7 protein-coding genes are annotated in these 13,251 nt (G+C 70.6%); 2 read left to right on the top strand and 5 right to left on the bottom strand.

Annotated features, from left to right (window positions below; genetic code table 11):
- Positions 1–11 precede the first annotated feature (11 nt).
- The gene (locus tag ACGFYY_RS00595; protein ID WP_393706440.1) at positions 12–2,795 is read right to left on the bottom strand and encodes a LamG-like jellyroll fold domain-containing protein; all 2,784 of its coding nucleotides are present in this window, start codon (positions 2,793–2,795) and stop codon (positions 12–14) included.
- 246 nt (positions 2,796–3,041) lie between these two features.
- Positions 3,042–4,055 (bottom strand): GDP-mannose 4,6-dehydratase, encoded by a 1,014-nt coding sequence (gene gmd, locus ACGFYY_RS00600; protein WP_365266123.1) that lies wholly within the window; start codon positions 4,053–4,055, stop codon positions 3,042–3,044.
- Positions 4,056–4,365: 310 nt separating this feature from the next.
- Here gmd and ACGFYY_RS00605 point away from each other — a divergent pair, with 310 nt between their 5' ends.
- Positions 4,366–5,310: a GDP-L-fucose synthase gene (locus ACGFYY_RS00605; protein ID WP_365266121.1), complete on the top strand. Its 945-nt coding sequence runs from the start codon at positions 4,366–4,368 to the stop codon at positions 5,308–5,310.
- 22 nt (positions 5,311–5,332) lie between these two features.
- Here ACGFYY_RS00605 and ACGFYY_RS00610 read toward each other — a convergent pair whose 3' ends face one another.
- A complete protein-coding gene (locus tag ACGFYY_RS00610) occupies positions 5,333–6,808 on the bottom strand; it encodes a sugar transferase (protein ID WP_393706441.1) in 1,476 nt (491 codons plus the stop codon).
- Positions 6,809–7,190: 382 nt separating this feature from the next.
- On the opposite strand from ACGFYY_RS00610, the gene ACGFYY_RS00615 reads away from it, so the two are divergent.
- Complete coding sequence (locus ACGFYY_RS00615; protein ID WP_365266117.1) at positions 7,191–9,461, top strand: M4 family metallopeptidase; 2,271 nt, start codon at positions 7,191–7,193, stop codon at positions 9,459–9,461.
- A 105-nt stretch (positions 9,462–9,566) separates the two neighbouring features.
- Here the strand turns inward: ACGFYY_RS00615 and ACGFYY_RS00620 are convergent, their stop codons facing one another.
- Positions 9,567–10,229: a hypothetical protein gene (locus tag ACGFYY_RS00620; protein ID WP_393706442.1), complete on the bottom strand. Its 663-nt coding sequence runs from the start codon at positions 10,227–10,229 to the stop codon at positions 9,567–9,569.
- Between the two features lie 175 nt (positions 10,230–10,404).
- Entirely contained in the window at positions 10,405–13,041 is a 2,637-nt protein-coding gene (gene glgP / locus ACGFYY_RS00625) for an alpha-glucan family phosphorylase (protein ID WP_393706443.1), read from the bottom strand.
- Positions 13,042–13,251: the final 210 nt, after the last annotated feature.

Here is a 13,251-nt window from a genome sequence, read left to right on the forward strand (position 1 = left end):
GACTTCGTCGCTTACTTCGCGCCGAAGGTGAGGACCAGCTGCGGAGTACCCTCCGCCGCCGTGGCCTCGGAGGACCAGATCCACAGCGGGTCGGTGCCCGTGCTCGTCAGGCCCAGGCTGTAGCTGGTGCCCAGCGCGGCGGTGACCGCGGCGGTGTCCAGCTCCACGTTGTGCACCGCGGAGCCCTCCGGCACGCCCGCGATGGTGCCGAGCGGGGTGGTGCCGAGGGTGGGCTTGGTGTTGAAGGTCGTACCCGCGCCCGTCCAGTTACCGGTGACCGGGACCACCTTCACGGTGTCCGTGGTGCCGGCGTTCGCCTGCGTGCTGGTCTTGATCTGCAGCGAGGCGGACTTCAGGACCTGGCCGGCCGGTGCGGCCGGCAGGTTGAAGCGCATGTACGTCTCGTACAGCGAGCCGCTGCCACGCACCGCGAGCGAGGTCGACGCGCCGTTGGCGGCGCTCGGGGCGCCCTGGTTGATGTAGGTGTCCTCGGTCGTCTTGACCGCGGAGACCGTGTCGGTGGGCGCCTTGGCCAGGTCGAAGTGGCTCTTGACCTGGGCCTGGGTGAGCGCCGACGGGTAGACGGCCGTCTCGTCGAGCTGACCCGCGAAGAAGTTGCTCGTCGGACGGGTCGGCCAGTTGGCGAGGTTGTCGCCGCCGACGTGCCAGTAGCCCGCGATGTTGCTGTTGCTCGTGGCGTTCAGGGAGCCCTTGTTCTGGCCGTCGACGTACAGCGTGATGCCGCCGGGGCCCTGGGTGCCGACCACGTGGTGCCACTTGTTGTCGTTGTACGTCTCGAACAGGCCCGTGGAGACGGTGCGGGTCGAGCCGTTGTAGACGCCGAAGACCAGGCGACCGGTGTTGGTCATGTAGATCTGTCGGTCGTACGTGCCGCTGTTGCGGGCCTGGTTGTTGCCGAAGCCGATGAGCTTGCCGCCGCGCGTGGTGTTCGTCTTGAACCAGGTCTCGACGGTGAAGGCGTTGCCGACCGTCTGACGGCGGTCGCTGTACACCTGCTGGCTGGTCCCGTTGAAGCCCATCGCCGTGCTGCCGGAGACGGCGCCGGGGGTCTGCTTCAGGGCGGGGGCGTTGAGCTGGATGCCGCTGCGGTTGCCGGACACCGAGGAGTCGGCGACGTAGGGGCTGACCGCGTCGTCGTAGCGCCAGTACAGGTCGGCGCCGTCGGTGCGGACCTGGTTCGGGTAGGCCTGGACCGAGGTCGGGACGGTCACCGAGGTGGTGGCCGACAGGGCGCTGGTGTTACCGGCGGCGTCGGTCGCGGTCACCCGGTAGGTGTACGTCTGACCGGCCTTGACGGTGGCGTCGTTCCAGGAGGCCTGGGGACGCTCCCACTCCAGCGAGCTCGCCGTGACGGTGGCGGCCGGGGTGGCCGAGCCGTTGCGGTAGATGCGGTACGTCAGCTTGCTGTCGTCCGCGTCGTAGCTGGTGCGCCAGCGGACCTGGACCTCGCCGGGCTTGACGCTGGAGGCGCTGGCGACCGGAGTGGTCGGGGCGCCGACGTCACCCTTCGAGGCGAAGCGGGTCAGGCCCCACTGCGGCTTGCCGTTGATGAGGGTGAACTCACCGCCGACCCACATGTACTTGGTGTCGTTCTTCTCGGCCACGGCCATGACGCGCGGGCCGATGCCCTCGGTGCCGTCCATGCCGTCGTTGGCCGTGGGGTGCCAGCCGAGCTTGCCCGGGCCGCGCACGAAGCCGTCCACGGGCGCGGGGGCGGCGCCTTCGTGGTTGGTCGGCTGCGCCAGCAGGAAGTTCCGCTTGCCGTCGGGGAACTCCAGCTCCGTGGAGCAGTCGTGCCCGTGCGAGGAACTGTAGAGCACTCCCTCGTACGGCAGGACGTACTGGGTGGCGCCGAGGCAGCGGTCGCGCCACTTCTCGGTGAAGTCGCTCAGGCGCAGGCCGATGCGGCCGTCGAAGACGCCGCCGCCGGAGCCCTCGTGCCCGGTGTAGAAGCCGGTGTCGTCGGTGGCGATGTCCTTGACGACCGAGTTCGACGGGATGTTGCCGTACGTCTTGGTGACCGCGCCCGTGGTGGCGTTGACCACCGCGAGGGCGTGGCTGTTGGAGCCGTTGACGGTGAAGAAGTCGCCGCCGAGGAGCACGTTCTTGCCGTCGGGGGTGACCTCGACCGCGCGGCCCGGCTCGTCGACGTTGGCGACGAAGGGCTTCAGCGCGCCGGAGGTGGCGTCCACGGCGGCGAACCGCTCGCGGGTCTGGCCCTCGACGGTGCCGAAGTCGCCACCCGCGTACAGGGTGTCGTCGGTGACGGCGAGCGCGCGCACGGTGGCGGGGAAGCTCGGGTGGAACGATGCCTTGGGGGTGCAGCTCGCGATGTCGATCGCGGCGAGGCTGGACACCGGGGTGCCGTTGACGGCGCCGAAGGACCCGCCCGCGTAGAGGGTCTTCTTGTCCTTCGAGACGACCAGCGTACGCACGGTCGCCGTGCCTTCGCCGATGGTGAAGGCCAGCTTGCAGGAGGTGGGATTGCCGGTCGCGGCGTCGAGCGCCACGAAGTTCACGGCGTTCTGCTCCGCGCCTGCCGCGCCCTCGGGCGGGCGGACGGCCGAGAAGGTACCGCCGGCGAAGACGGTGCCGTTGGCCTGGGCCATCGCCCAGACGACGCCGTTCGTCTGCCAGGTCGGCAGTTCGTCGGCGGTGAATGCCACCGGCGCCGTGATGGCGGACGCCTCAGGCATCAGCACCAGGCCTATGCCGGTGCCCGCACCGGCCAGTGACAGGACGAGGGCGGCAGTCAGCCCTCTGGATCTACGCATGAGCCCCCCAGGGCAATTGCCCGGTTTGATGGCTGGAACTATCCGAACAGCCATATGTACTGGCGCAGACTAGGGCTCATGTGAAGGCCTGGTCACCTCTCTTGACCCATTGCATACCAACTTGGAATCAACAGGTTCAGCATGGAGGGCGCACAAGGGACATACGGCAGGTTTACCCCGGCCACACCCTCGCAGAGCTGCGGAGTATGGCCGGAACACGGCAAACCGTAGGGGAAATATAAGGCCTCAGCGGTCGATGCGGACCGTCACGCCCGCCAGTTGGTCCTCGACCTGGCGGATGTCGGCGTCGACCATGATCTGCGCGAGCTCCGCCACCAGGACCGTCGGCTTCCAGCCAAGCAGCTCATGCGCCTTGGACGCGTCGCCGATGAGGGCGTCGACCTCGCTCGGGCGCTCGTACTTGGCGTCGTAGCGAACGTGGTCGTTCCAGTCGAGGCCGGCGTGCGAGAAGGAGGACTCGACGAACTCGCGGACGGTCGCGGCCACTCCGGTGGCGACGACGTAGTCGGTGGGCTCGTCCTGCTGGAGCATCCGCCACATGGCGTCCACGTACTCGGGGGCGTAGCCCCAGTCGCGCACCGCGTCGAGGTTGCCGAGGTAGAGGTGGTCCTGGAGACCGGCCTTGATACGGGCCACCGCGCGGGTGATCTTGCGGGTCACGAAGGTCTCACCGCGGCGCGGGGACTCGTGGTTGAAGAGGATCCCGTTGACGGCGAACATGTCGTACGCCTCGCGGTAGTTCACCGTCGTCCAGTACGCGAACACCTTCGCGGCGCCGTACGGGCTGCGCGGGTGGAACGGCGTCCGCTCGTTCTGCGGCGGCGGGGTGGACCCGAACATCTCGGAGGACGAGGCCTGGTAGATGCGGGTGTCGACACCGCTGGCCCGGATCGCCTCCAGCAGCCGCAGCGCGCCGAGGCCGGTCACGTCGCCCGTGTAGAGCGGGGCGTCGAAGGAGACGCGGACGTGGGACTGCGCGCCGAGGTTGTAGACCTCGTCGGGGCGTATGTCGCGGAGCAGGTTCACGAGCGCGACGCCGTCGGAGAGGTCGGCGTGGTGCAGGACGAAGGACCGGTTGGCGGTCTGCGGGTCCTGGTAGATGTGGTCGACCCGCTCCGTGTTGAAGCTGGAGGACCGCCGCACGAGCCCGTGCACCGTGTAGCCCTTGGAGAGCAGGAGCTCGGCGAGGTACGAGCCGTCCTGTCCGGTGACTCCGGTGATCAGTGCGGTCTTGCCCATGGGGTCCCCTTGTTGGTGGTTTCTGTCGGTCGTGGTGAGGCGGTGCCTCGGAGTGGGTGCGGAGCCGGGCCCTGCGGGTCGGCGCGCCGAAGGGTCGGGGTCGCGGCCAGGGGGCCGGATTGCGTTACCGTACACGGCCGCCCCCGGACGCCCTCTGCGGGGCGCCCGCCCTCCCGTGGTCCTGACGCGGTCCGGCACGCCCCCGGTTCCGGAGCGTGGGGTCCGCCGCGGCCGGAGCCGCGCCGGCGGCCCGGGCTCGGGCCGTGGACCACTGCGACCCGCGCGCCGGCGGACTGGCATCATCGGCGGTATGACAAGTTCGCTGCCGCTCCTGCCCCCGAACGCCCGCGTCTTCGTCGCGGGCCACCGCGGCCTCGTGGGATCCGCGGTCGCCCGGCGGCTCACCGCCGACGGCCACGAGGTGCTGACCCGGGGTCGCGCCGACCTCGATCTGCGCGACGCCGCCGCGACCGCGGCGTACCTGAAGGACGTCCGCCCGGACGCCGTGGTGCTGGCCGCCGCCAAGGTCGGCGGGATCATGGCCAACAGCACGTACCCGGTGCAGTTCCTGGAGGAGAACCTCCAGATCCAGCTCAGCGTGATCGGCGGCGCCCACGCCGCCGGCGTGGGCCGGCTGCTGTTCCTGGGGTCGTCCTGCATCTACCCGAAGCTGGCCCCGCAGCCGATCCGCGAGGACGCCCTGCTGACCGGGCCGCTGGAGCCGACCAACGAGGCCTACGCCCTCGCGAAGATCGCCGGCATCGTCCAGGTCCAGTCGTACCGCAAGCAGTACGGGGCCTCGTACATCTCGGCGATGCCGACGAACCTCTACGGTCCGGGCGACAACTTCGACCTGGAGACCTCGCACGTCCTGCCGGCGCTCGTCCGGCGCTTCCACGAGGCCGCCGCCGAGGGCCGCGACGAGGTCACGTTGTGGGGATCGGGCACCCCGCGCCGGGAGTTCCTGCACGTGGACGACCTGGCCGCGGCCTGCGCCGTGCTGCTGAACTCCTACGACGGTGACGAGCCCGTCAACATCGGCTGCGGCGAGGACCTGACCATCAAGGAACTGGCCGAGACGGTCGCCGAGGTGACCGGCTTCCAGGGCCGGCTCGCCTGGGACACGTCCAAGCCGGACGGGACCCCGCGCAAGCTCCTGGACGTGAGCCGCCTGACGTCGCTCGGTTGGAAGCCCGCCGTCCCGCTGCGGGACGGCATCGCCGCCACGTACGCGTGGTGGCGCGAGCAGAGCTGATCGCACAGGCGGCCCAGGCCCCTCAGTACGCTCCGCGACCGTCTACGACGGCGCGGAGCGTGCGGCCCATGACGTCGACATCACTGGTGAAGGACCAGTTGTCGACGTACTGCAGGTCGAGCTGGATCGTTTCATCCCAGGACAGGTCGGACCTTCCACTGATCTGCCACAAGCCCGTCATCCCGGGTCGTACGGTGAGCCGGCGCAGCTCGACCTCGTCGTACTTCGCCACCTCCTCCGGAAGCGGCGGGCGCGGGCCGACCAGCGACATGTTGCCGATCAGTACGTTGATCAGCTGCGGGAGCTCGTCCAGCGAGGTACGGCGCAGCAGTCGGCCCACCCGGGTCACCCGGGGGTCGCGGCGCATCTTGAACATCAGACCGTCGTTCTCGTTGGACCCGGACAGCTCGGCCTTGAGGGCGTCGGCGTCCACGACCATCGTGCGGAACTTCCACATGACGAACGGGACTCCGTCGCGGCCGATCCGCCGCTGCCGGTAGAAGGCCGGCCCGCGCGAGCCCAGCCGTATGGCCAGGACGATCCCCAGGAGGATCGGGGAGAGCAGCAGCAGTCCGGCCGCGGCCCCGACCCGGTCCAGGGCCGACTTGAGCAGGGTCTGCACCCCGCGGCTGACGGGCGGCGCCACCCGCAGCACGGCGAGCCCGCCGGCGGACAGGGTCTCCAGCCGCTTGACGGAGACCTCCACCAGTCCGGGGAAGACCGCGAGTTCCAGACCCGTGTCGTGCAGGGCCCAGGCGATGCGGCGCAGCCGCTCGCCCGTGATCCGCACGCCGGGGGCCACCAGCACCAGGTCGGCGTGGTGGCTCGCGACGGCGCCGAGCACGGCGGCGGAGTCGCCGTTCGGGGCCTCGGGGGCCGATCCGTCGAGCCGCGCCGCCACGGGCACCCCGCTGGCGAGCGGCCCGGCGCCGACCGGGACCACGCCGACGACGACGTACGGGTGGTCGGTGCGGGCGGCGAGGTGCGCGATGACGTCCTCGGCCGCGTCGGGCTCGCCGACGACGAGGACCCGGCTGACGGCCTGGGCCTCGCGGCGGGCGGCGGAGAGGTGGCGGTAGGTCAGCTTGTGGACGGCGATGGTGATGAGCAGAGCGGGCAGCAGGGCTCCGAGCGCGGACAGTCGCGGGGTGGCCTCCTCGGTCACCACGCGCGCCACGGCCAGTACGCCGATCAGAATCAGCCAGTCATGGACGACCGGCAGGACGCCGCGGGACTCCCCGAGCGTCCGGTTCGCGTAACGCCGGCGCAGCGCCTGCACCCCGGTCCACGCCACGGCGGCGGCCAGGGCGCAGTAGACGGGCCGGACCTGCTGCGCGGCGTCGAAGACGAGTGCTACCGGGATCGCGGCGCCGAGGAAGTCGGCGGCGATTGCGGCCGGGCGGTACCAACGGGCCTTGTCCCCGAGGCGCCGTGCGGGCGCAAGGGACTCCCGGGCCGCTCGGGCCACTCTTTGCGCAGGAATATGGACATGCCTCATGGGCCCCCCTGGCACGTGGTCTATGACAGTGGCAGGTGTCCATGGCTTCCCCTGGCAACGAACATCTGCCGCACCGGGAAACAGTACGACAAACACCCGTACGGTAAATGCCGTTTGGGTCAACGTAGCCTCTTGTTGCGCAAGTGTTAGCAACCGGTACCAGGCGTTCCGCATGACGAAAGGCCCAGGAAGCCCGCGGAGGTGAATGGTCCGGATAGCGGATACGTATCTTCGGACAACGGACCGTTTCCGGCCAACCTTTTGACGCGGCCCTGACATCTGCCGCCGTGAGTGGCAATCTTCGACCGTTCATCGCACCAGCCCTGTTCTGCCCGGAGGCCCACCCAGCCATCCGGAACCCCCCTTGCAGAAGGAGTCTGCGTTGAGGTCCACCCCCCAGAGGCGTGCCACCGCTGCCGGCGCGCTCGTTGCCGCGGCTGCCCTGCTCGCCGTAGGTATACAGACCGGCACCGCGACCGCCGACGCCACCGCGTCGCAGGCCTCCAAGGCCGCCCAGCCCAACCCGGGCGCGGCCAACCGCGCACTCAGTGCCTCGGAGCGTGCGACGCTCCTGGCCGATGCCAACTCGACCACCGTGCAGGCCGCCAAGGCGCTCGGCCTCGGCAGTGGCGAGAAGCTCGTCGTCCGCGATGTCGTCCAGGATGCGGACGGCACCACGCACACCACCTACGAGCGCACCTACGACGGACTCCCCGTCCTCGGTGGTGACCTCACCGTCCACGCCAAGGGCGGCGTCACCAAGAGTGTGACGAAGGCGACCAACCACGAGATCAAGGTCGCCGACACCAGCGCCACCGTCACGCCGGCGGCGGCCGAGAGCCAGGCCGTCTCCGCGGCGAGCGCCGAGGGTTCCAAGGAGGCCAAGCCCTCCAAGAACGCCCGCAAGGTGATCTGGGCGGCCGAGGGCGCTCCGGTCCTGGCGTTCGAGACCGTCGTCGGTGGCCTCCAGCACGACGGCACGCCGAACGAGCTCCACGTGGTGACCGACGCCAAGACCGGCGCCAAGATCACCGAGTGGCAGGCCATCGAGACCGGCACCGGCAACACGATGTACAGCGGCCAGGTCACCCTCGGTACCACCCAGTCGGGCAGCACCTGGAACCTGACCGACGCCGCGCGCGGCAACCACAAGACGTACAACCTCAACCGCGGCTCCGGCTCCGGTACCGGCACCCTGTTCTCCGGCCCGGACGACGTCTGGGGCAACGGCACCGCCGCCAACCTGGAGACCGCCGCCGCGGACGCGCACTACGGCGCCGCCGCCACGTGGGACTACTACAAGAACGTGCACGGCCGCAACGGCCTGCGCAACGACGGCGTGGCCCCGTACACCCGGGTCCACTACGGCAACGCCTACGTCAACGCGTTCTGGAGCGACTCCTGCTTCTGCATGACGTACGGCGACGGTGAGGGCAACAACAAGCCGCTCACCTCCACCGACGTGGCGGCGCACGAGATGACCCACGGTCTGACCTCGGTCACCGGCAACATGACCTACAGCGGTGAGCCCGGCGGTCTGAACGAGGCGACCTCGGACATCATGGCCGCGGCCGTCGAGTTCTACGCCAACAACCCGCAGGACGTCGGCGACTACCTGGTCGGCGAGAAGATCGACATCAACGGCGACGGCACCCCGCTGCGCTACATGGACAAGCCCAGCAAGGACGGCTCGTCCAAGGACAGCTGGTACTCGGGCCTCGGTGGCATCGACGTCCACTACTCCTCGGGCCCGGCCAACCACTGGTACTACCTGGCCTCCGAGGGCTCCGGCGCCAAGGTCATCAACGGCGTGAGCTACAACTCGCCGACCGCGGACGGCCTGCCCGTCACCGCGATCGGCCGTGACGCCGCCTCGAAGATCTGGTTCCGTGCGCTGACGGTCGGCTACTTCAAGTCGAACACCAACTACGCCGACGCCCGCGTCCAGACGCTGAAGGCCGCCGCCGACCTCTACGGTCAGGGCTCGACGATCTACAACAACGTCGCCAACGCGTGGGCCGGCATCGCCGTCGGATCCCGCATCTCCAACGGCGTCTCGGTCACCCCGATCGCCAACCAGAACACGGCCACGGGCGGTGCCGTCAGCCTGCAGGTCCAGGCCACCAGCACCAACCCGGGTGCGCTGAGCTACGCGGCGACCGGCCTGCCGGCCGGCCTGTCGATCAACGCCTCCAACGGCCTGATCTCGGGCACCGCCACCACCGCGGGCACGTCCAACGTGACCGTCACGGTGACCGACTCGCAGAACCAGACCGGCACCGCGGCGTTCACCTGGACGGTCGGCACCTCGCAGCCGAACGTCTTCGAGAACACCACGGACTACCAGATCAAGGACAACGCGACCGTCGAGTCCCCGATCAACGTGACGCGCTCGGGCAACGCCTCCAGCGCCCTCAAGGTGGACGTGAACATCGTCCACACCTACGTCGGTGACCTGGTCGTCGACCTGATCGCCCCCGACGGCAGCGTCTACAACCTGCGCAACCGCACCGGCGGCAGCGCGGACAACATCGTCCAGCAGTTCACCGTGAACGCCTCCTCCGAGGTCGCGAACGGCACCTGGAAGCTCCGCGTCCGGGACGCCGCCAGCCTGGACACCGGCTACATCAACAGCTGGAAGCTCACCTTCTGACCTCTCGGGCAGGGTGAACGTCGGCTGAGCAGATAGATCACGGGGCCGCCCGGGAGGAATCCTCCCCGGGCGGCCCTGTTCCATGGGCGCCGCCGCGCCGGGGCCTCAGGCCCCGGGTCGGCCCAGGGCGCGGAAGAGGGCGGTGAGAAGGTCCGCCGTCTCCTCTTCCTCGTCGTCACGGTTCTGGTTCTCGTTCTGGTTCTGGTTCTGGTTCTGGTTCTGGTCGGGTCGGCCCGGCCAGGTGCCGTTCCCGCCGTTCCCGCCGTTGCCGCCGTTGCCGCTGTTGCCGCCGTCGGTCTGGTCCTCTCCGGCCTCGTCGTCGCGCGACTGGTCGTCCCGGCCCGGCCAGGTGCCGTTCCCGCCGTTGCCGCCGTTGCCGCCGTTGTCACCCCGGCCCGCGTCCGCCCCGTCCACCGGCTTGAAGAAGACCGAGACGACCTCCACCCGCTGCGCCTTCTCCCCCGGCTTCAGCACCTTCTCGGCCTCGCCGTCGCAGCTGCGGTTGTCGAACAGGACCGCCAGCGACCGCGTGTCGTTGCGCACCTCGATGGCGGGCTCGTCGCGGGAGGTGCGCGTCAGCAGGTAGCAGGTGTCGTTGTCCGCCGGCCGGATCTGGGCTCTTCTCTCGATGCCGGCCGCGTCGAGGTACCGGTAGTGCAGCGTGCCGAGGGCGCGTTCGCCGTGGTCGTCGGCCATCGACGGCCCGGCGGTGGGCAGGGCGAGCGCGAGAGCGCCCACGAACACGGCGGCGGTCGAGCGAAGACGCATGGGGGAGTCCGTTCCTCGGGTTGCTCGGGTTCCGCGGATACCGGTCCGGTGGCATCCTCGGGCAGCGTAGGAGCACGACACTCCGCAGATACGTTTCGGCAGACCCGGCGCGAGCAGGGTTCACCCATGAGGCCGGGCGGCGCGCGCCCATGGCGCACCACCCGACCCCACGAGGTCAGCGCAGGAGTACCCCGCCCCCCGCGTCCGTCTCCACCGGAGCCGCGACCAGGCCCAGTTCCGCCGGGGTCGCCAGCAGCGGGTGCGAGGGCAGGATGCGCACGGTGTAGCCGAAGGGCCCCGTACGGTCGAGGGCGAGCGGTCCCTCGTAGACCCACCGGCCCTCCAGGTCGGGCCCCGCGGCCGGCTTGAGCGGGAAGCTCCGCCCGTCCCGGATCACGTCCTGCGGATCCACCCGGCCCCCGAAGGCCTGCACCTCCACGTCCTCGGGGGTGAGCGCGTCCAGCGCCACCTGCACGCGCAGGGTGAGGGTGGCGCCCAGTTCGGCGGTGCCGTTGACCGGAGCCGCGGCCAGCGTCTCCACGTGCTCGACGGAGACCCTCGGCCAGGCCGCCCGGACCCGACCCTTCCACCACGCCAGGTCACGCGCCGCGCCGGCGTCCAGGGCCCGGTGGGCGAGCGCGGCCGGCGTGTACAGCCGCTCCACGTACTCCCGCACCATCCGCCCTGCGAGCACCTTCGGCCCCAGCGAGACGAGCGTGCGCCGGACCATCTCGATCCACCGCACCGGGAGCCCCGTGCGCCCGACCCGGTCGTAGAAGCGGGGGGCGACCCGGTTCTCGATCAGCTCGTAGAGGGCGCTCGCCTCCAGGTGGTCGCGCCGGTCCTCGTCCGCGCCGAGCCCGTCGGCGGTCGGGATGGCCCAGCCGAAGTCCGGCTCGAACCACTCGTCCCACCAGCCGTCGAGCACGGACAGGTTGAGGCAGCCGTTCAGCGCGGCCTTCATCCCGCTCGTACCGCAGGCCTCCAGCGGCCGCAGCGGGTTGTTCAGCCAGACGTCGCAGCCCGGGTAGAGCTTCTGCGCCATGGCCATGCCGTAGTCGGGCAGGAAGACGATCCGGTGCCGTACCCGCGGGTCGTCCGCGAAGCGCACCAGTTCCTGCACGAGCCGCTTCCCGCCGTCGTCGGCCGGATGCGCCTTGCCCGCGACCACGATCTGCACCGGCCGCTCCGGGTCCAGCAGCAGCCTGCGCAGCCGCTCCGGGTCGCGCAGCATCAACGTCAGCCGCTTGTACGAGGGCACGCGCCGGGCGAAGCCGATGGTCAGCACGTCGGGGTCGAGTACGGAGTCCACCCAGCCCAGCTCGGCCGCGGCGGCCCCGCGCTGGCGCCACGAGGCCCGCAGCCGGTCCCGTACCTCCTGCACCAGTTGCTCGCGCAGCACCCGCCGCAGGTCCCACACGTCCTGGTCCGGGATCTCGGCGACCGCGTCCCAGCGCGGGGAGCCGCCGACCGACAGGGCGTCCTCGGTGCGGCCCGCGCCGATCTGGCGGGCGCCGAGCCGGACCACCTCGGGGGCCACCCAGGTGGGGGCGTGCACCCCGTTGGTCACGGAGGTGATGGGCACGTCGGTCGGGTCGAAGCCGGGCCACAGCCCGGCGAACATCTCCCGGCTGACCGCGCCGTGCAGGGTGGACACCCCGTTGGCCCGCTGGGCCAGGCGCAGGCCCATCACGGCCATGTTGAACACGCCGGGGTCGCCGCCGGGGTAGGTCTCCGCGCCGAGCTCCAGGATCCGCTCGACCGGCACGCCGGCCAGTTCCCCGCCCTCCCCGAAGTGCCGGGCGACCAGGGCCCGCTCGAAGCGGTCGATCCCGGCCGGCACGGGGGTGTGCGTGGTGAACACGGTCCCGGCGCGCACCGCCTCGACGGCGGCGTCGAAGCCGAGGCCCTGCTCCCGCTCCAGTTCCCTTATGCGTTCGAGCCCGAGGAAGCCGGCATGTCCCTCGTTGGTGTGGAAGACCTCGGGGTCGGGGTGGCCGGTGATCCGGCAGTACGCGCGCACCGCGCGCACCCCGCCGATGCCGAGCAGCATCTCCTGGAGCAGGCGGTGGTCGCTGCCGCCGCCGTAGAGCCGGTCGGTCACCTCGCGGGCCGCGGCGTCGTTGTCCTCGACGTCGGAGTCCAGGAGGAGCAGCGGCACCCGGCCGACGCGGGCCTGCCAGATGTGGGCGTGCAGGGTGCGTCCGCCGGGCATGGTCAGCGAGACGCGGGCGGGGGCGCCGTCGTCCTGGCGGAGCAGGCCGAGCGGGAGTTCGTTGGGGTCGAGGACGGGATAGTGCTCCTGCTGCCAGCCGTCGCGGGAGAGCGACTGGCGGAAGTAGCCGTGGCGGTAGAGCAGGCCCACTCCGATGAGCGGGACGCCGAGGTCGCTGGCGGCCTTGAGGTGGTCGCCGGCGAGGATGCCGAGGCCGCCGGAGTATTGCGGCAGGGCGGCGGTGATGCCGAACTCGGGGGAGAAATAGGCGATGGCGGCAGGTAGTTCCGCGCCGTTCTCCTGGCTCTGGTACCACCTCCCGCCGTTCACGTAGTCATCGAGGTCGGCGGCGACGACGGCGAGCCGGCGCAGGAACCGGCGGTCGGCGGCAAGTTCGGCGAGCCGGGCCGCGGAGACGGCGCCGAGCAGCCGGACGGGATCGCCGCCGGCGGCCTGCCAGCCCTCGGGGTCGACGGATTGGAAGAGTTCACGGGTCTCGGAATGCCACGACCAGCGCAGATTACGCGCGAGGTCGGTGAGCGGCAGCAGGGGTTCCGGGAGGACGGGGCGCACGGTGAATCGACGGATAGCCTTCACACGTTCCACCTTCGCAGGGGATTGCGGATCGGAGCGGGCTCACCACGCTGTGCACCCGCGCATCACCCCCGGAAGGCTAGCGAGGACGGTCCTCCTCCGACAGGTCACCCCGGTTCGGCCGCCACCTCCCGCGCGGCCGGCCGTCGATCGATCCGTTCGCCGTTCGGGAACATCTGTCGTCCGATCGTCCGTATGAACGAGTCGGTGGCC

Source organism: Streptomyces sp. NPDC048331 (assembly GCF_043201215.1).
In the GTDB taxonomy this organism is placed as follows: Bacteria; Actinomycetota; Actinomycetes; order Streptomycetales; family Streptomycetaceae; genus Streptomyces.